This window comes from Candidatus Avelusimicrobium aviculae (genome assembly GCF_949292495.1).
In the GTDB taxonomy this organism is placed as follows: domain Bacteria; phylum Elusimicrobiota; class Elusimicrobia; order Elusimicrobiales; family Elusimicrobiaceae; genus Avelusimicrobium; species Avelusimicrobium aviculae.
The window spans coordinates 51,481-70,576 of sequence record NZ_CASEZB010000023.1 but is presented as its reverse complement, the minus strand read 5'-3'; the positions used below and the strand labels follow the sequence as shown (position 1 = coordinate 70,576).

Genomic DNA, 19,096 nt, shown 5'->3' with positions numbered 1-19,096 from the left:
GCCATGGCAAACGCCCGCTTTTATTTAACCAGTGGGCCGGCCCCATTGGAAAAATGAAAGGCCGTCCAAACGAAGTTATCCCCCCCGTTTTGAATTTTACTCCAAAAATCCTCAGCGCACGCCGCGCTTAACGCCACCAGTTTGCCGCGCCAGAACAAAGGTTCTCCCGGTCTCACCTGGGAAAATAGTTTTTCGGGGCGATTTCTCAAACCGCGGGATAAACGGGAAGATTTATCCATCTTTTGAAGCGCGTGGGAAAATTTTACCCCTCCAAAATTTTCCCCATACACGTCCTGTAACGTCTGCCCGCTGGGAAGTATATGCAATTGCGCCAAACGCACCCCGCTGGTAAAAGAAGACGGCAAAGAAAGAAAGCTAAATTCCCCGCTGTGCCGCACCGCTTGGGCCGGCATGCTTAGCTTTCGCCCGTTTTGAAACGAAAGCGTAACGCCCGTTAAAACAAAGTTTTGTTTTTTAGAAGTGTTCGGCGCCGCAAAACAACTTTTATGGGTAACCGCCTTGCCGCTTGCCAAGGCAACCCCCAGGCAAGAGGTGGTTTTCTTTTCCACTTTTCCTTTTTGCAGGGAAAACTCAATAGGCTTCCCCAAGCGCAGGCGGTTGCGGAAAGAATATTTTTTGGTATAGCGCCCGTCCCACTCCCAATGAAGCGTAAAAGAAAGAACCGGGCTTTTTAAGGCCTCCTCCACCCGGGCTTTTTTAATTTTAGATTCTAAAACACCGCCAATGTCTTTTGCCGGCTGGGCTTGCAGCGTGGCCGCCAAAATACAGATACACACAAAAGTTAAAACGACGACTTTTCTCATTATCCACTCCTAAAATACAATTTAGATATAAAGATTATAACAAAAGTTAGGCTAAACTAACAAGTATTTTTTAGTTTATCCTAACTTTTAATGCAACGCCTAAAAATTAATTTTTAAATTTTAATATAAGATAAGGCCGCACAAACCGCCCAGCAAGATAAGCTTAATGGGGCCCACCCGCTTAAAAAACATAGCGGCAAAGGCACCCGCAAAAAGAAGAACGCTTTTGTAATCCACAAAGTTTTCTTTGTTGCACAGCACCAGCGCGGCGGCGGCAATAAGCCCCACCACTACCGGGCGCAATACGTAAAAGACGGATTTTACAGTTTGTGAATTTTGATGTTTTAAAAAATAACGGCTGGCAAACAGCATTAAAAAGAAGGAAGGCAAACACACCGCCACCGTTGCCAGCGCCGCCCCCCATACGCCGCCGGTGGAAGTATAACCGGTGTAAGTGGCCAAATTAATGCCCACGGGGCCGGGCGTCATTTGGCTGACGGCCACAATATCCGTAAATTCCGCGGTGGACAGCCACGCCTGTTTAAACACCACCTCATGCTGGATAAAAGACACCATGGCGTATCCGCCGCCAAAATTAAACAGGCCTATTTTTAGAAAGGTAATAAACAAACGCCAGCAGATCATTTGCGCCGCTCCTTTATCCGGCCTCCCACCCAGCCGCTAAGGCCCGCCGCCAGCACAATTCCCACCGGGGAAACCCCGCCCAGCCAAATGGCCGCCGCCACAACAAGCGGGATAAGCCATAAAATTTTCTTTTCACACGCCGCGCGGCCCATTTGCAGCACCGGCGCCGCAATTAAGGCCACCGTTACAGGGCGTATACCCATAAAAATACGCTGTATATACGTATTATCTTTAAATTCCTGAAAAAACAGCGCTATCAGCAAAATAGCTACAAAAGAAGGCAGCACCGTGCCCAGTGTAGTAACCAAGCTGCCTTTCACCCCTTTTAATTTATAACCCACAAAAATGGCTATGTTTACCGCGATAATGCCGGGGGCGGACTGAGCGATAGCCAGCAGGTCTAAAAACTCCCGGCGGTCTATCCATTGGCGTTTATCCACTATTTCCCGCTGGATAAGCGGGAACATGGCGTATCCTCCCCCCAAGGTAAAAGCCCCTATTTTTAAAAAGATAAGAAATAAACTCAAATACCCGCAACCCGGTGTGCAGGCGCGGATTTTTAAAGAAACAGAAGAAATAAACCGACAAATAAAATGATTCCTCATGCTGTTTATATTTTATCAATTTAACAAAAAAGCCAAAATTATTTCTCTTTCTACTAATCTTTTTGCCCGCATTGACAAATTGGTTCTTTTTCTCTATCCTATGCCTGAAGGAGAAAAAATGAAAAATATTATTACCTCATCAACAGCCATCCTTCTTTTGTTGGCGGCCCCCGCTCTTTTTGCACAACCGTTTGACTCACTCAAAGTGCTGGATACCACTTTCTATTACTCCCCCCAGCAAACCAGTGAAGGGGAGACCTCGTACGTTTATTATCCGCGCGGAGAAAATGAAGATAACTATTCAAGCAAGTTGGAAATCATGCACATGCCGGCAGATAACCCCATACAGCAAGCTTTGGACGAAGAAGGCCAAGACGATCTTGGCGTTCAAAAAGCCTATGCCTGCCCGGACGGGAACTCCGCCGTCGTCGCCTGGATTTCCGTCTTACAGAACGCGGAGGGAGAAAGCCAACCCCAATTATATATGCTCAGCAAAATAGACTCCACCTATACGTTAATTCTTAGCGGGGAATTTGATTTAGCGGGGTCAGACTTTTCCCCTTTGGTGGACAATCTATGTGCTTTTGAACTGCCTCAATAACTTGCCCTACATTTTCAGCCAAACACACAAAACGCCCCGGAGTCAACTCCGGGGCGTTTTCTACAACGAAATTTTATTAATATTTCATTTCTTTGCAGTATTGCAAAGCGAGGCAAAAACCGTTTTCCAACATGTTGCGCTTAGCGGGCACGGCTTAAGGTAAAAACTCTATTTACTTTAGCCAACCCTCTTTTTTGGCGTAATCGTAAATACCGTTATAAATACCCTGCGCCATGCGTTTTTGCACCGCTTTTTGAGACAGGCGGGCACGGTCTTTACTGCTGCTGATGTACCCCATTTCTATCAAAATAGCCGGACTGTTCACCCCTTTTAATACGTAGAAGTTAGCCTGGCGTACGCTGCTGTTGCGGTTAACGGCAATGCCAATACCCGGCTGTTTATATACCGCGTTGCGTACATAACCGGCCAGTTTGGAGCTTTCGTTAATATATTCATTTTTAGCTAAAGACTGCAAAAGCGCATCCACAAAATTATAGTGTACTTCTTCATATTGCAAGGCTTCGTTTTCCAGGGCGGCTACTTCCGCGGCTTCTTTGTCGGTAGCTTTTTCGGAGCGGAAATACACCTGAAACCCGTTGGCGCGAGAATTTTTAGACGCGTTTGTATGTACGGACACAAACAAATCCGCCTTAAAATTATTGGACATTTTGGAACGTTCAGACAAAGCGATAAATTTATCCGTATCGCGCGTCATGCGCACTTCAAACCCGGCCTTTTTAAGCAAGGCGGTTAATTCTTTGGCTACGGCCAGGTTCCAGGTTTTCTCTCTGTAACCGCGGCGTATGGCGCCCGGGTCTTTACCGCCGTGGCCGGGGTCTACCATAATGCGCATCTTCTTGCGGGCCACTGCCGGGGCAGGTTGTATAATAGCCGGTTTTAATTCTTTGTTATCACTGGCGGGAGCCGCCGACGGCTTTTCCTGAACAGGGGTATCTTCATCGGCTTCCCCTATTACACTGGGGGCCGGAAGCAACAGCGCCGGTTTTGGCTGCGCAGAAGGGGCCGAAGATATTTGCGGGCCGTCCTCCGCCGCGGAAGGTTCGTCCGCCCGGGGCTGCATATCCTGCGCGTTTTGGGCTACACGCAGCACCCATTTTCCGCCGGATTCTTCCATAGACCAGTTTTTTGCTTTGCGCCCCAAAATAACGCGAAGGACCGCCTTGTCCTCTTCTTGGCGCATATTGATGGTTTGGATAAAATCGTCACGCAGGCGGGTGGTAAACTCTCTTTTAACTACGGCTTTGGGGAAAGTAATTTCCAGGGTGTGTTTATTAACGGAATGCAAAACATATTGCACCGCGCCGCTATGGTAAAAAAACAATTGGTCGCCTTGTTCGGTTTGCAATTTATCTTCATAAGCCAAATTAAAGTTTTTTTCCACCCACAGTGTATTGTCTTTAAACTCTATTTGCCGGTCCAGCGCCTGTTGCCAAGACGGGAGTGTAAAAAACGCCACCGGGGCCATAATGTCCCCTTTATAGGCAATCACGCTTTCCCCCAACGGCACGTTGGAGCCGTTTACCACAACAGTGCTTTCCCCCGCCGTTAAAATGGCGGAAAAGCCTTTCAAGGTAACCTTGGCTTGCTTGGCGGCGGCGTACAATTCCACATTAGCGCCTAATTTCTTGGCGGTTTTTTGTACGTCCAAATACGTTACGCCGTTGGACTGGATGGAAGAAACAGAACCTTTGTCTCTGCCAATAATTTTGATTTCGGTTTTCCCTTGCGCCCAAACGCAGGAAACCCCTCCCAGCCAAAACAAAGCGGCCAGACTGATAACAAGAAATTTTTTCATCATAGCAAACGCCCGCGCCCAAAACGGCGCGGACCCCATATGTCGGTTTATTCCAAAACGATTTTGTAATCTTCCCAAGCAATTTGCGGATCCGCCTGGATTTTAAGCGTGCGGTGAATGTTTTCTTCAATATCCGCCTGTTTTTGCTTAATGGCTTCCGCCAACAGCGGGTGAAGCACAACCCTCAACGTACCGCCGGGACGGCCGTTGGTTAAATCGTAAATTTCACGCTGTATTTTAATGCGCATGCTCTCGGCCGACAATACGCGCCCGGAACCGTGGCACTGAGGGCATTCCTCGCTGATAAAGCTGCCGGTGCTTTCGCGCTTGCGTTCGCGCGTCATTTCCACCAACCCCAAGCGGGTAATGGGCAAAATGCGTATTTTGGCGCGGTCTCCCCGTACGGCTTTGGACAATGCCTCCACCACACGGTGGCGGCTGGAAGCTTTGCGCATATCAATAAAGTCAATAACAATAATCCCGCCGATATTGCGCAAGCGGAGCTGGTGGGCGATTTCGTTAGCGGCTTCAATATTGGTTTGGGTAACGGTTTCTTCCTGCGATTTGTTGCCCGTAAATTTGCCGGTGTTTACGTCTATGGCGCAGAGGGACTCCGCCTCCTGGATGATAATACTGCCCCCGTTGGGCAAAGGCAATTTAATTTTGCGCAGATTATCAATTTCCGGCTCAATGTCATAGGCTTCAAAAATGGGGGTTTTGCCTTTATAAAGCTGTACGCGGTCAGCCAGTTCGGGCGAGTTCTTTTTTACAAAGTCTAATACGCGCTCATAATCTTTTTGGTTATCCAGCAGATACACGCTGGCGTTTTCAGAAAGCACGTCCCGCGCCACCTGTAAAACGGCGTCCATATCTTCATGCAAAAGCTGCGGGGATTGCACACTGTCAAACTTCTTTAAAATGGACTGCCATTGGCGGTAGAGATATTTTACTTCCCGTTCCAATTCGTCCTTGCTGGCTTCTTCGGCTTCCGTACGCACAATACAACCCATGCCGTTTAAATGTTTGTCTGCCAGTTCCTGCATGACTTCGTTTAATTTGTGGCGGGCTTCGCTGTCTTCAATGTTTTTGGATACGCCCACAAAGCTTTGGTTAGGCGTTAACACCAAATAACGGCCGGGGAGGGTAACGTCCATGGTTACCTTCATGCCTTTGGTGCCAATAGCGTCTTTCACCACCTGCACCATGACTTCCTGCCCTTTTTTAAGCACTTTATCAATATTCTTTTTATCCCCGCCCAAAATATCGGAAATATACAAATAGGCGTTCTTTTCATAGCCGATGTTTAAAAACGCGCTGGATATGCCGGGAAGCACATTTTCCACCGTGGCTTTATAAATATTTCCCACAATGTTTAACGCGCCGCGGCGCTCCCAAATCAATTCATTGATGCGCCCGTCTTCCATAATGGCTATGCGGGTTTCCTCAAAAGACGTATTTACAATTACCTCCACCTTGGGGGTGGTTTCCAAATTCTTACTCATACAAATTCCTCTCTTAGGCCTAGGCCTGTTAAATGCGGTGCAACCCGCCCTGCGAGTCACGCCAGAATAAACCTTCTCTAATAAACCGTACACCCGGAATGGTAAGCTCTTCCCCTTGCACAATAGGCATCCCCAGCCAGGCGGCAAGCGCATATTGCGGCTTGAGGGTTTTGTCATTTACTGTTTGCAAGGTAAGAAAATATTTATTTTCTTCCGGCTGTTCACACTTTACTACATACGGGCTAAGAGGCACTTCCTGCGTCATAGCGGCGTTGGGGGCCGTTAATACGGCCGTTGCCTGGCGCCCGTTTAAAAAATCAGTCAGGCTCTGCTTTGGAGCCCAAGGGGAAAAATCCCCCTCTATTATATACCGCGCCGCCTGCGCCAAATTGGCTACGGACGGCAACGCATAAGGCACCCGCTCCACCCGTTTAATGGCAATCAGCGGGCCCGCCGCGCGGGAAAGCGCTTGATGCACCTCTTGCGGGGAAACAGCCTGCAGCAAATAAATATCTGCAAATTCCCCTAAACTTTCCAACCCGTACCCCAATACCGGGCCATATGCCAGGCGGGGCCAATTTTTATTTACCTTAGCGGGCTCAAACGCCAAACCGCTTTTCAAAACGGCATTGCGAAGCGCCCCAAAAATGCGTTTATTATCCGCCGCGGCGGACACGGTAAACTCTATACGCATTTTATAAATTTTTGGAGCGTTTATCATACCCTTCTTACGCGCGTAAACGCCGCGCATGTACGGACTGGGCCACCCCCAGCGCAAACAAGCTGGACACCAGGTTAGACCCTCCGTACGAAATAAACGGAAGCGGTATCCCCGCCACCGGCACAATGCCAATTAACATGCCAAAGTTAATTAACATATAGGTGAAAAACATGCCAAACATGCCCCCGCATACCAGGTAGCCATATCGGTCCCCGGCGCTGTAACCAATCATTACCAGCCGCCATAAAATAACCAAATACAACCCCAGCACAAGCAAGGTACCCCACAGGCCCAGTTCTTCCCCCACTACGGCTAAAATAAAATCCGTGTGTTTTTCGGGCACGAAACCCAAGCGGGACTGCGTACCAGAAAACAACCCTTTGCCAAACACGCCGCCGGATCCCATGGCAATTTGCGCCTGCAAAACATTATACCCCGCGCCTTGCGGGTCAGACTTGGGGGCCAAAAAAGCTTCCACGCGCTTGCGCTGATAGGTTTTCATTTGGTGGTCCACAAACACACTGGCAAAAAACCCGCCTAATATGACTACCGTGGCCAACACAAAATAAAACGAAGGCAAAAAGATGCGCAGCTGCCTAAAAAACCACCAAGCCCCATAGCCAAGCAACGCCACCCCGGCGCACACGCCGCCCATATACAGCACGTTGGAACTGGTCTGCTGGAACATTTTAATCAGGGTATATTGGGTTAAATCCGGGTGGAGATAAATATACGTCCATCCAATGGTGCATATCCCCGCCACGGCCCCAAACAACACCAAAAGCCACAAATAAAACATATTCACCCCGGTACAATACAATAGTATCACCAAGGCCGGGAAAGATATCACAATAGAAGAAAAGTCCGGCTGCATCATAATCAACCCAAAGATGGGAATAAGCAATAGCCCCAACCCAATAAGCGAACTGGTATCGCGGATACGCGGGCCGCGCCGGTCCAAAAAAGCCGCCGCTACCAACAGCGTAAGCACGCGGCAAATTTCAGAAGGCTGCATGGAAAAAAACGGCAGCACAAACCAAGACCGCGAACCCCGCTGATACGACCCAAACAATAACACCCCAACAAGCAGTATTAATATAAATGTATACAGGGCTTTCCATTGTTCGTCATAAATTTGATAATTAAAACTCCACCCCGCAACAAAAGCGGCTCCGCCCACGCATAAGGCCAGCATATGCGTACGCACCACGCTGTTGGAAAGGGAAATGCTGTTCATGGCGGACATAATGCACAAAGCGCCTATCAGCACCAGCCCCGCCATGGCGCCAAATAAAATCCAGTCTAATTTACTGCGTCCGGCTGCTTCTTTCAACATACCTTATTCTCCTGCGGGCCCGTCCAACAGTTCTTCATAATTTTCATGATTTAATAAAGATTTTCGCTGCAGAACCGGGTTACCCAAGTCATCCACGCCAAAGTACGCTTTAAGCATTTCCCGCGCAATAGGCCCGGCCGCGCTGGAACCATGCAACCCGTACTCCACAAACACCACCACCACAATGGAAGGTTCCTCCCCCGGTTTGCCGGCAAAAGCTAAAAACCAGGCGTGATCGTCCCCGTGGGGGTTTTGGGCCGTCCCGGTTTTGGCGTATACATCCAGCCCGGGTATTTTGGCCCAGCGGGCGGTGCCCGTATCGGTGGTGTATTTCATGGAAGTCCAAATCAAATCATAGGTAGAGGAGGGATAATCCGCCTTATTTAAAATTTCCGTTTTCCCCACCTGGGTTTCTTTGCCCGTGCGGTTACTGACCAATTTATCAATATAATACGGGCGGTAGACATTGCCTTTGCTGGCCAAGGCCGCCCCAAACTGAGCCAATTTAAGCGGGGTAACCAATAATTCCCCCTGCCCAATAGACAAATTAAGCGTATCCCCTATAAACCAGTAAGACTTATTGCGCGCCCGCTTGGTAGGGCCGTACATATTGCCGGCCTTTTCCCCAGGCAAATCAATCCCCGTGGGGCGCCCAAACATAAAGGCCCGCTGTACTTTTTCTATGGCGGAAGCGCCCACCCGGGCCGCCACGTCATAAAAATAGACGTCGCAGGAGTTGGCCAGCCCGTCCAATAAATTCATAAGTCCGTGCCCGGTGTGTTTCCAGCATTTAAATATGCGGGAGCCGGCATCATAGTGGCCGGGGCAGTTTACATGCGCGGAAGGGTCAAAATCCGGGTCTGTCAATGCGGCAATAGCAGTAATAATTTTAAAGGTAGAGGCGGGAGGATAAGTACCTTGCACGGCCAAATTGTATTCGCTGATATTTTTAGAAACATTGGATAAATCGGTATCGTTATACGGAACAAAAATATTAGGGTCATAGGCAGGCGCGCTGGCTAAAGCAAGCACAGCGCCGGTGCGTGTATCCAGCGCCACTGCCGCGCCGCGCCCGGTAGAGGTGCTTTTTAAACCGTCTTCCGCCGCACGCTGGACATTAAAATTAAGCGTTAAATGCACGTCGCTGCCGGGCTGCCAGCGGCGGTCTTCAATCACGCGGCGCACACGCCCGCGGTAATCTACTTCCAAATAAGCGCCGCCGTCTTCCCCTTTTAATTGCGCCTCGTATTTTTTTTCTATTCCGTTTTTGCCTATTTTAGAGTTTAAGCGGTAATTCATGGCAGTATCCCTCTTCCGCCATTCTGACTCCGTCATACTGCCCAAATAGCCAATTAAATGGCTGGCAAAACTGCCGTACGGATAATCCCGTTTGGTTTCTTCCACCAAATAAACGCCTGGATAATAAATCTGAAGTTCCTGCAAAGCAATGGTGGTTTTAGGAGAAAGGTTTTCCGCTAAAGGGACTGCCTTGCCGCTTTTGAGACCTTCGGTCAGTTTTTCAGTAAGGGCTTCTTCACTCATGCCCAATTTGGGGGCAAAATCCTGTGCCAGCTGCTGTAAATAAGGGATGTCTTTACGACCGGCGGCCAAATAGTAAAAGCTAAACGACGGGGAATTGCTGGCCACTACCACGCCGTCCGAAGTGAACACGCGCCCGCGCGGCGCCGTTTGGTACAGCACTTGCGTTCGGTTCCGTTCCGCCATTTCCAAATAAGCGCTATGGCGCAGAACTTGTATATCCACCAACCGCAAAGCAATAATACCGCACGCCGCACACGCAATAAAAAACAATAATTTTAAACGCGTGTTAAAAAAAATCTTGGTAGCGGGCATACACCCTCTCCTTAGGCCGTTGTTTAAGCCTCTTTACTGACAAACCCTTTAGAAAGCAGCATCCTCAATACAAAAAACACCAGCGGAGCCATAAGTGCGTTTATCACGCTGCCGGCAAACAGGCTCCAAAACCCCTGCCAAAACGCAGACGCAGAAAACAACATTAGTAACAGCGCATTAAACAATATGGCAAACACGCTTAAACAAAACACGCTTACCATTTGAGGAAGAATACTTTCAAAATCAAAACGTTCACTAAGCATATACACAAAAGTGGCCAGCAAACAAAAAGTAAAGGCGTTATTTCCAAATAATTTCGTGCCGAAAAAATCCAAAAACAAACCGCACAAGAACGCCATGGGGTAACCATACGCCGGTTTTAACAAAGTACAGCAAGCCACCACAAAAACCAACATCACGCTAACCTGTATGCCGATATTGGCAAACGCCGTGGCAAACGCCCAATGAAAAACCGTGGCCCCTACAAAAGCGATAAAAAGTTTAAAAAATCCCCACATTATTTTCTGTCCTTTTCATCCGAGATAACAAACACTTCTTTCAGCGCGCTGGAACTAATGGCCGGAGTAACCTCCACCGTTAACGCCGTTTGAAAAGCATTTCCTTTTTTAACGGAAGAAACTTCCCCTATTAAAATACCCGCCGGGAAAATACTGCTGGCGGCCGAAGTGTAAACCCGGTCCCCCTCTTTAACGGAAGACAAAAGCGGAACATACTTCATTTTTACCGCGCCGGTGCCGCCGCCCGCCAACAGGCCCTCATCCCGGCTGGGGCTTAAATACACGGCAGCGGAAAAATCTTCATCACGCACGAGCAATACTTTAGCCGTACTTTCCGAAACCTCCACCACTTCGCCGGCCAACCCCTCTACACCGTTCTCTACGGAAATTACCGCGCTGCGCGGTTGGATTCCGTCCCGAGAGCCTTTATCCAAAATAACCGTATTCCACTGGCTGGGTTCCCGGTAGGCAATTTGGGCCCAAGTACCCTGCCACGGGCGGGAAGGCTGCAACTTTAAAATAGAGGTTAAACGTTCGTTTTCTTCAAACACCATTTCCGCCTGGGCACCTAAAATTTTGGCGGCTTCTATTTCTTGGCGAAGCTGGCGGTTTTCATGATGGGTGTCTAAGAGTTCACGTATAGTGGAGGAAACACCGTCCGCATATTTTACCGCGGAGTGGGACATCCTAATCTGCGGAATAAAAATATAGCCGAGCAGCGCTTTCACGGAGCTGACAAACCCGTCCAGAGGCAAAATCATAAGTAAAAAAGAAAGCGTTAAATAAAAAAGAGGCAACAGCGCCTTGCGGGAAAAACCGGAAGGAGCAGCACTTCTTTTTTTCTTTTTAGCATGTAACATAAATAAAATTTAAAAAGGATTTGCGCCTGCAAAAAGGCTTTCCCCGGCTGATACAACCGGAGAGATTCCCCGCCAATACAAAAGGCAGGAAACTAAACACACACAAATAACTCTATAAAGAAAGAAAAGCGGGCACCGTCCGTTCTGTAAGAACCGTGCCCGCCCAAATATTATCCGGCACAATGGGGTAACTTAGTAAGAGGATTTCCCATGAGAACCAAAAAACCGACTTCCTTTCTCATTGAGCTGTTCCAAGAATTTACCGGTACCCAAAGCCACACAGCTGAGCGGGTCCGCCGCGCGGTGAACAGGAATATCGGTTTCTTTGCGAATCAATTCCGTAATGCCTCTTAACAAGCTGCCGCCGCCGGCAACCACTAAGCCGCGGTCCACCAAGTCCGCCGCCAATTCCGGTGGGGTTTCTTCCAGCGTGCTCTTAATCACGTCAATAATTAAGCGCACCGGCTCCATTAAAGCCTGGCGGATTTCTTCCGAAGTAACCGTTAAAGTGCGGGGCAAACCTTGTGTTTGGTCACGCCCTTTTACTTCCATGGTTTTTTCTTCTTTCAGCGGATAGACGGATCCTAAATTAATTTTTACTTCTTCAGCGGTGGTTTCACCCACGATTAAGTTGTATTTCTTGCGGAAATACTGCACAATGCATTCCGTTAATTCATCACCGGCCACATCAATGGATTTAGCCACTACCATGCCGCCCAGAGAAATGACGGCCACTTCCGTAGTGCCTCCGCCAATGTCTACAATCATGCTGGCATGCGGTTCCGCGATGGGCAAATCTGCCCCCATGGCGGAAGCCATAGGCTCTTCAATCAAATATACTTCGCGGGCGCCGGCCTGGCGGGCGGCATCGTCCACCGCGCGGCGTTCCACACCGGTAATGTCAGAAGGAATACCAATTACAATCCGGGGGCGCAACAAGCTGCTGCGGCTATGCACTTTGCGGATAAAGTAACGAATCATTTCCTGGGTGACTTCAAAATCCGCAATCACACCGTTCTTCATCGGGCGAACGGCAATAATGTTAGCCGGGGTGCGGCCCAGCATCTGCTTGGCCTTGGAGCCGACCGCCTTCACCTCGCCGGTTTCCCGGTCTACGGCGACGACGGACGGTTCGCGTAAAACGATGCCTTTGTCCTTCACATAGATAAGGCTGTTGGCTGTGCCAAGATCCATACCTAAATCAGAAGAGAAAAGGCCCCCCAAGTAATCGATTACCATTTATTCCACCAATTTAATAATTGCTACTTGCGCATTATCGCCCTGGCGTACGCCGGCGCGGTAAATGCGGCAGAAGCCGCCGGGACGGTTCGCATATCTGGCGACCAACACATCAAAGAGTTTTTTGAAAGCGGCTTTGTCTTTCAAGGTGTCTTTAACGGTCAAATGGTCGTTGGCTTTGGCGGAGGTGATTAAACCTTCCACCACGCGGCGAACTTCCTTCGCTTTGGGCAAAGTAGTCTTCACTTCTTCGTGAAGGATAATGCTGGTGGCCATATTTTTAAGCATAGCTTTGCGGTGAGAGGCCGTTTTGCCCAGCTTTCTGTATCCTGTATTTTTAATCATACGTTCAAAATCCTATCCTTAAATTTTCATGCCGAGCGTTAATTTCATTTCGGCAAGTCTTTCTTTGATTTCATCCATAGATTTGGCACCGAAGTTTTTAATCATTTTCAGATCATCTTCGCTCATCTTTACCAAATCGCGGACGGTGTTCACATTCTCAGATTTTAAGCAGTTAATGGAACGGGAAGAAAGCTCAATAAACTCAATGGATTGGTTGAGAAGCTCATCCAATTTGGAGTTTACGCTGGCACCTGCTACGCTGCCGGTGGAAGAAACGGGTTCTTCTACGGCTTCATCGCTGGTGGTGGCCACGCAGTCTTCTTCACCTTCAATCGTGAAAATATGCAAAGAGTTGGAAAGCAACACGGCGGCGCGGTGCAACGCGCGGGCAGGTTCCAGGGTGCCGTCCGTCGTAATCTCAAGGATTAAGCGGTCATAGTCGGTCTTCTGGCCTACGCGGGCGGGTTCCACGTCGTAATGAACTTTCACAATAGGAGAGAACAAGGCATCCACCGGAATAAAACCGGCAGGGCGCTGGATTTTGGCCAAGTCTTCAGCCGGTACATAGCCCTTGCCCCGGGAAATTTCAATTTCCATCTCCAGGCTGCCGCCGGCCTCAATATTGGCAATTTGGAGGTCTTTATTGATGATGGACAAACCGTCCACCTCTTCAATATCAGCCGCGGTAACCGTGCCGGGTTTTTCGGCATGCAGAGTTACGTATTCGCGTTCTTTGCCTTCCATTTTAATGCGCAAACGTTTGAGGTTCAGCAGAATATTGATAACGTCTTCCCGCACGTTGGGAATGGTGCTGAATTCATGCACCGCGCCCGTAATTCTAACGGCGGTAACAGCGGCCCCTTCCATGCCGGAAAGCAAAATCCGGCGCAGGGAATTCCCTACCGTGTGGCCGTAGCCGCTTTCGTAAGGTTCCGCAATAAATTTGCCGTAAAAGTCAGAAGAGGTTTTTTCTTCTAATTGAATTTTTTCGGGAAGAACCAATTTATTCAAAGCCATGTAAAGCCTCCAAACTATTTAGAATAGTATTCGACGATGAGCTGCTCGTTGACAGGATAGGACATTTCCGCTCTGTCGGGCCATCTTAAAAGTTTTCCGGTCATTTTCTCCGCGTCGTATTCCAAGAAGCTGGGGCGCTGGTTGCGTTTTTCAGTTTCGGTTAAACCTTGTTTTACGCCGGTGTTCTCGGCCAATTTGGCGTCCAGGGTTACTTTATCCCCAATGCGTAATTGGTAAGAAGGCACGTTTACGGCTTTCCCGTTCACTTTTACAAAACCATGCAACACCAACTGGCGGGCGGATTTCAAAGAAACCGCAAAACCTAAGCGGCGTACGACGTTATCCAAGCGGGTTTCCAATTTACGCAAAAAGTTTTCACCGGTTTGGCCTTCAGCCTTGGCGGCGGCGTCAAACAAATTGCGGAAAGGAATTTCGGACATGCCGGACTGTAATCTGGCTTTCTGCTTTTCCTGCAAGCGGATACCGTATTCGGACACTTTGGCCTTTCTTACTTTACCGCCGCGTTTCACGGTGGCGGCCAATTTGTCCACTACGCAGTTAGTGTAGCATTTGGTACCTTTCAAGAAAAGTTTGCAATCTAATTTTCTGCATTTTTTGCAGCTGGCTCCTGTATATCTAGACATAAATCTTATACTCTCCTGGCTTTAGGCGGTCTGCATCCGTTGTGCGGAATAGGGGTGACATCTTTAATAGAAGACACCGTAAGTCCGGCTTGTTGTACGGCTCTGACGGCAGTTTCTCTGCCCTGGCCGGGGCCGCATACTTTTACGGCCACTTCGCGCATACCCAACGAAACGGCTTTTTCAGCGGCTTTGTTGCAGGTAATCTGCGCGGCAAACGGAGTGCCTTTTTTGGTGCCCTTAAAACCGTGGGAACCGGCGGTAGACCAGGCGATGGTGTTGCCTTTGTCGTCGCTGATCGTTACAATGGTGTTGTTGAACGAGCAATTAATGTGCACTACGCCGAATACCGGCGCTTTGGCGTTTTTCTTTTTTCCTTTCACAGCGGCGGGAGCTTTGGCTTCCGCGGCTTCTTTCGTTACTTTTTCTTCTGCCATAGTTAAATTCCTAAGTCTCTAAATTTATTTAGCTGCAGCCTTGGAACCCACGGTTTTGCGGCGGCCGCGTCTGGTTCTGGCGTTGGTTTTGGTTCTCTGTCCGCGCACGGGCAGGTTTCTGCGGTGGCGCTGGCCTTTGTAGGAACCGATTTCAATAAAGCGGTGAATGTTTTGGGCTACTTCTCTTCTTAATTCGCCTTCCACTTTATATTCTTTCTGCAAGATAGTGTTCAAGAGACCGGCCTGCTGTTCGGTCAAATCTTTCACGCGGGTGGCGGGGTCAATCTGGCCTTCCAATTTGGCGAGGACTTCTTTGGCGTTTTTCTTGCCGATGCCATAGATGTATTCTAAGGCTACGTCTATTCTTTTATTTTTCGGTAAATCAATACCTGCGACTCTTGCCATATGTTCTAAAACTCCTGTAAATTAACCTTGGCGCTGTTTGTGTTTTGCTACTTCGCAAACCACCCGAACCACGCCGTTGCGTTTAATGATTTTGCATTTTTGACATATCTTTTTCACACTGGCTCTGACTTTCATTTATTTCTCCCTATAAGTAATCCGGCCTTTGGTTAAATCATACGGGGAAAGCTCTAATTTTACTTTGTCCCCGGGCAGGATTCTTATATGATGAACTCTCATTTTGCCGGATATGTGGCCAAGAACCGTTTTGCCCCCGGCTATCTCTATTTTAAACATAGCGTTGGGCAACGCTTCCAAGACCTTTCCTTCCAGTTCGATTTTATCGCTCATACATCTCCGAGTTCGGATTAAATCAGAATATGCTCCCGTAGGAGTTATTCAAAAGCAGTGAAAATTTCACTGCCGTTAGCCGTCACGGCTACCGTGTGCTCAAAGTGGGCCGCATAACTGCCGTCCCGCGTGACCACCGTCCAACCGTCACTAAGCTGCCTGACTCTGTACGTTCCCGCTGTAATCATGGGTTCAATGGCAAGCACCATGCCCTCTTCTAAAACAGGGCCGGTGCCCGGCTTACCAAAATTTGGTATGCTGGGCTCTTCGTGCATATTGCGGCCAATACCATGCCCGCAATAATCTCTTACTACTCCCATGTTGTGAAGCTCGGCAAAAGTCTCCACCGCGTGCCCGATATCTCCTAACCGGGCCCCGGGTTTGACAAGCCCAATCGCTTTATGCAAAGACTTCTTGGTAACGTCCATCAGTCTTTGGGCTTCGTCAGACACTTTTCCCACGCCGAGGGTGATAGCGGCATCAGAACAGAAGCCGTCAAGCCGGGCCCCTGTATCTATACTTATAATATCACCACTCTTTAATATTCTATCTTTTTTGGGGATTCCGTGCACGACTTCTTCATTTATTGAAGCGCAAATGCTGCCCGGATATCCTGCATAACCCAAGAAACACGGCGTCGCCCCGAAGGAGCGGATGGTTTCTTCGGCCGCTTTGTCCAAATCGTATGTAGACACGCCCGGCTTAACCAACTGCGTCATTAATTTTAATACCGCAGCCGTTACTTTGCCGCTGGCGCGCATTAAATCCAACTCATGTTTGCTTTTAACTTCTATCATTTTGCGCCTTCTTCCAAAATATTGGAAATTTCCGCAAATACTTGATCCGGCGTTTGATGTCCGTCCACTTCCTTATACACGCCGCTGTTTTTATAATAATCTTTTACAGGAAGCGTTTCCTGATGATATACGTCTATGCGGTGTTTTACGCGTTCGGCCGTATCGTCCGCACGGGTATATAATTCACCGCCGCAGGCCTTGCAGGTTGGCAGCGGGGAGGACGGATCCACGTGATAAATTTCCCCGCATTTTTTGCACTGGCGGCGGGAGGTGATGCGGCTGATGATTTCTTCTTCCGGCAAAGTAATCATAATCACATGCGTTACTTTGCGGTTTAGGCGCTTCATCATGCTGTCCAGTGCTTCCGCTTGGGCCACCGTGCGGGGAAAGCCGTCAAAAATTATGCCTTTATCGGTAGATTTCACAATGTTTTCCAACATGGAAATCATCAAAGCGTCCGGCACTAAATTTCCTTTGTTAATAATGCCGGCAATTTCTTTGCCCAGCTCACTGCCTTTGGCTATTTCCGCGCGGAGCACGTCCCCCGTGGAAATATGATACAAATGAAATTTGTCCTGCATTTTGGCCGACTGAGTGCCTTTTCCGGCGCCGGGGCAGCCCATTAACACGATGTTCATGATCCAAAAAGCCTGTCCTTAAAAATCTGTTTTTGGAGCTTTTAAAACCCAAAAAATAAAATAGATGTTGACTGCGTTTAAAGCTCACAGAGGCCGCCGCTTCCGCCAAGCGGAAACGCGGCAGCCTCTTAATATGCAAATTACTGGCCTACGTTAAACCAGCGGCCTTTAATTCTTTTGCTGCCTTTCATCAGCGGTTCATAATTGCGCGCCAACAGGTGAGCCTGTATCTGCCCCACTGTATCCAACGCAACGCCTACCACGATTAAAAGCGCCGTACCGCCGAAGTAAAAATCTACACCAAATTTTGTGCGGAAGAAATCCGGCAAAATGGCAATCGCGCACACGAAAATCGCGCCGCAGAAAGTTAAGCGGTTCATCACCCACTCAATGTAGTTTTTAGTCGGGTCTCCGGGGCGAATACCCGGAATAAAGCCGCCCCATTTCTTCATGTTATCCGCCAAGTCCGCGGGGTTAACCGTCATGGAGTTGTAAAAATAGCAGAAGAAAATAATCAAGCCCGAGAACAACAGCATATACCATATATTGCTGGGGTTCATATAGCTCATCAGCGTTTGGGCCCAGGGAGCTTCTTGGTTAAAGCTGGCTATCGTAAGCGGCAAAGAAATGACGGAAGAGGCAAAAATTACCGCAATCACGCCGCTTTGGTCTATCTTGAGCGGCAGATAGCTGGTTTGCCCGCCATACATTTTATTGCCTACCTGGCGTTTGGCATATTGCACCGGTATCTGGCGTTGGGCCGTTTCCAGCCAAACCACCAAAGCGGTAATAACCGCCACCGCGGCCAAAATGACTAACGCCATAAAGAAATCCATCTCATCCGTTTTAACGCGGTTGACCACTTCCATAATGGCGCTGGGCAAACGTTCCACAATGCCGGCAAAAATGATTAAGGAAATACCGTTCCCAATCCCTTTTTCCGTAATTTGTTCACCCAACCACATTACAAACATGGTGCCCGCCGCTAACGTAAGCACCGTGGTAATAAAAAACATTACCGACGGATTGACCACCGCGGACATGCCGCCCGCGCCCTCTACCTTGGTAATGGCAAAGGTCATCATGGCGCCCTGTAACAGGGCCAAAAACAACGCAAAAATACGGGTAATCTGGTTTTCTTTTCTCCGGCCGCTTTCGCCTTCCTTATGCATGCGGTCCAACGCGGGGAAAATATGCGCCCCGCGCACGAGCCCCATGATAATGGAAGCGTTAATGTACGGCATAATACCCAAAGCCAGAATGGAAAAACGCCCTAAAGCGCCCCCGGAAAACAGGTTCATAAAACCTAAAATTCCGTTTTCATGCTGGGCAAACATTTGGCGGAGCACTTCCGCATTGATGCCGGGTATCGGGATTGCGGACGCAATCCGGAAAACAGCCAACGCCCCTATCAAGAAGAGAAGCCTCTTCTTGAGTTCGGGGGCGTTGAAGATATTTGCAACCGTATTGTTGGTATCCATTATTTGGTCTTCTTTTCAATAACGGTAACGGTGCCGCCGGCTTTCTCAATCGCCGCTTTGGCGGTGGAGGAAAAACCGTGGGCGGACACTTTCAGCGCTTTGGTCAGTTCACCCATGGCGAGGACTTTTACGCTGGTGGCGTCATGAATAGCGCCGGCTTTTTTCAAAGCTTCGGGGGTTACTTCTTCACCCGCTTTAAAGAGTTTTTCCAACGTGCCTACGTTGACATAGTCAAACCGTCTGGCAAAATCTTTGTTGGAAAAACCGCTCTTAGGCGTATGGCGGATCAAAGGCATCTGTCCGCCTTCTTTGCTTTCTTTGCGGGTATTGCCGGAGCGGGAAGTCTGCCCTTTCATACCTTTGGTGCAGTAGTTACCCAAGCCGGAACCCGGGCCGAGGCCCAGTCTTCTTTTGGCTTTTCTGGAGCCATGTTTAGGGAAAAGTTTATTCAAAGTTACCATATCTT

At 48.8% G+C, this 19,096-nt stretch carries 23 protein-coding genes; 1 reads left to right on the top strand and 22 read right to left on the bottom strand.

The genetic code is table 11. The features are described from left to right. Nucleotides 1-20: 20 nt before the first annotated feature. From ACQY33_RS05670 to ACQY33_RS05660, 3 genes are all read right to left on the bottom strand, one after another. Entirely contained in the window at nucleotides 21-824 is an 804-nt protein-coding gene (locus ACQY33_RS05670; protein ID WP_428074787.1) for a hypothetical protein, read from the bottom strand. A gap of 120 nt (nucleotides 825-944) precedes the next feature. Then, the gene (locus tag ACQY33_RS05665) at nucleotides 945-1,469 is read right to left on the bottom strand and encodes a chromate transporter (protein WP_428074785.1); all 525 of its coding nucleotides are present in this window, start codon (nucleotides 1,467-1,469) and stop codon (nucleotides 945-947) included. Then, a complete protein-coding gene (locus ACQY33_RS05660; protein WP_428074783.1) occupies nucleotides 1,466-2,074 on the bottom strand; it encodes a chromate transporter in 609 nt (202 codons plus the stop codon). The genes ACQY33_RS05665 and ACQY33_RS05660 overlap by 4 nt, the downstream gene beginning before the upstream one ends. Before the next feature lie 118 nt (nucleotides 2,075-2,192). Here ACQY33_RS05660 and ACQY33_RS05655 point away from each other — a divergent pair, with 118 nt between their 5' ends. Further along, nucleotides 2,193-2,675, top strand: a complete 483-nt coding sequence (locus tag ACQY33_RS05655) for a hypothetical protein (RefSeq protein WP_428074781.1) — start codon at nucleotides 2,193-2,195, stop codon at nucleotides 2,673-2,675. Nucleotides 2,676-2,847: 172 nt separating this feature from the next. Here ACQY33_RS05655 and ACQY33_RS05650 read toward each other — a convergent pair whose 3' ends face one another. The 19 genes from ACQY33_RS05650 to rplO form a co-directional block, all read right to left on the bottom strand. Next, on the bottom strand, nucleotides 2,848-4,494 hold the full coding sequence (locus ACQY33_RS05650; protein ID WP_428074779.1) for an N-acetylmuramoyl-L-alanine amidase: 1,647 nt from the start codon (nucleotides 4,492-4,494) through the stop codon (nucleotides 2,848-2,850). A 44-nt stretch (nucleotides 4,495-4,538) separates the two neighbouring features. Then, entirely contained in the window at nucleotides 4,539-5,993 is a 1,455-nt protein-coding gene (locus ACQY33_RS05645) for an Rne/Rng family ribonuclease (RefSeq protein WP_428074777.1), read from the bottom strand. 28 nt (nucleotides 5,994-6,021) lie between these two features. Next, entirely contained in the window at nucleotides 6,022-6,714 is a 693-nt protein-coding gene (locus ACQY33_RS05640; RefSeq protein WP_428074775.1) for a DUF2344 domain-containing protein, read from the bottom strand. A gap of 7 nt (nucleotides 6,715-6,721) precedes the next feature. Further along, nucleotides 6,722-8,050 (bottom strand): FtsW/RodA/SpoVE family cell cycle protein, encoded by a 1,329-nt coding sequence (locus ACQY33_RS05635; protein ID WP_428074773.1) that lies wholly within the window; start codon nucleotides 8,048-8,050, stop codon nucleotides 6,722-6,724. Nucleotides 8,051-8,053: 3 nt separating this feature from the next. Then, nucleotides 8,054-9,904, bottom strand: a complete 1,851-nt coding sequence (gene mrdA / locus ACQY33_RS05630; RefSeq protein WP_428074771.1) for a penicillin-binding protein 2 — start codon at nucleotides 9,902-9,904, stop codon at nucleotides 8,054-8,056. Between the two features lie 23 nt (nucleotides 9,905-9,927). Further along, a complete protein-coding gene (mreD, locus tag ACQY33_RS05625) occupies nucleotides 9,928-10,422 on the bottom strand; it encodes a rod shape-determining protein MreD (protein ID WP_428074769.1) in 495 nt (164 codons plus the stop codon). Next, the gene (gene mreC, locus ACQY33_RS05620; RefSeq protein ID WP_428074767.1) at nucleotides 10,422-11,282 is read right to left on the bottom strand and encodes a rod shape-determining protein MreC; all 861 of its coding nucleotides are present in this window, start codon (nucleotides 11,280-11,282) and stop codon (nucleotides 10,422-10,424) included. Before mreC ends, mreD begins: the two co-directional genes overlap by 1 nt. 192 nt (nucleotides 11,283-11,474) lie before the next feature. Beyond that, nucleotides 11,475-12,521: a rod shape-determining protein gene (locus ACQY33_RS05615; RefSeq protein ID WP_428074765.1), complete on the bottom strand. Its 1,047-nt coding sequence runs from the start codon at nucleotides 12,519-12,521 to the stop codon at nucleotides 11,475-11,477. Continuing rightward, nucleotides 12,522-12,866 carry a 50S ribosomal protein L17 gene (gene rplQ / locus ACQY33_RS05610; protein ID WP_428074763.1) on the bottom strand — a complete coding sequence of 115 codons (345 nt, stop codon included), beginning with the start codon at nucleotides 12,864-12,866 and terminating at the stop codon, nucleotides 12,522-12,524. It lies immediately after the preceding gene. An 18-nt stretch (nucleotides 12,867-12,884) separates the two neighbouring features. Further along, the gene (locus ACQY33_RS05605) at nucleotides 12,885-13,883 is read right to left on the bottom strand and encodes a DNA-directed RNA polymerase subunit alpha (protein WP_428074761.1); all 999 of its coding nucleotides are present in this window, start codon (nucleotides 13,881-13,883) and stop codon (nucleotides 12,885-12,887) included. A gap of 14 nt (nucleotides 13,884-13,897) precedes the next feature. Further along, nucleotides 13,898-14,527: a 30S ribosomal protein S4 gene (gene rpsD / locus ACQY33_RS05600; RefSeq protein WP_428074759.1), complete on the bottom strand. Its 630-nt coding sequence runs from the start codon at nucleotides 14,525-14,527 to the stop codon at nucleotides 13,898-13,900. Between the two features lie 5 nt (nucleotides 14,528-14,532). Further along, entirely contained in the window at nucleotides 14,533-14,961 is a 429-nt protein-coding gene (gene rpsK / locus ACQY33_RS05595) for a 30S ribosomal protein S11 (RefSeq protein ID WP_428074757.1), read from the bottom strand. Nucleotides 14,962-14,985: 24 nt separating this feature from the next. Continuing rightward, entirely contained in the window at nucleotides 14,986-15,366 is a 381-nt protein-coding gene (gene rpsM / locus ACQY33_RS05590; RefSeq protein WP_428074755.1) for a 30S ribosomal protein S13, read from the bottom strand. 21 nt (nucleotides 15,367-15,387) lie between these two features. Then, entirely contained in the window at nucleotides 15,388-15,501 is a 114-nt protein-coding gene (rpmJ, locus tag ACQY33_RS05585; protein ID WP_177746066.1) for a 50S ribosomal protein L36, read from the bottom strand. Further along, on the bottom strand, nucleotides 15,502-15,714 hold the full coding sequence (gene infA, locus ACQY33_RS05580) for a translation initiation factor IF-1 (RefSeq protein WP_428074753.1): 213 nt from the start codon (nucleotides 15,712-15,714) through the stop codon (nucleotides 15,502-15,504). A 44-nt stretch (nucleotides 15,715-15,758) separates the two neighbouring features. Then, nucleotides 15,759-16,511, bottom strand: a complete 753-nt coding sequence (gene map, locus ACQY33_RS05575) for a type I methionyl aminopeptidase (RefSeq protein ID WP_428074751.1) — start codon at nucleotides 16,509-16,511, stop codon at nucleotides 15,759-15,761. Beyond that, nucleotides 16,508-17,149 carry an adenylate kinase gene (locus ACQY33_RS05570; protein ID WP_428074749.1) on the bottom strand — a complete coding sequence of 214 codons (642 nt, stop codon included), beginning with the start codon at nucleotides 17,147-17,149 and terminating at the stop codon, nucleotides 16,508-16,510. Before ACQY33_RS05570 ends, map begins: the two co-directional genes overlap by 4 nt. A gap of 140 nt (nucleotides 17,150-17,289) precedes the next feature. Further along, nucleotides 17,290-18,630, bottom strand: a complete 1,341-nt coding sequence (gene secY, locus ACQY33_RS05565; protein ID WP_428074747.1) for a preprotein translocase subunit SecY — start codon at nucleotides 18,628-18,630, stop codon at nucleotides 17,290-17,292. Continuing rightward, complete coding sequence (gene rplO, locus ACQY33_RS05560) at nucleotides 18,630-19,091, bottom strand: 50S ribosomal protein L15 (RefSeq protein ID WP_428074745.1); 462 nt, start codon at nucleotides 19,089-19,091, stop codon at nucleotides 18,630-18,632. Before rplO ends, secY begins: the two co-directional genes overlap by 1 nt. Nucleotides 19,092-19,096 lie beyond the last annotated feature (5 nt).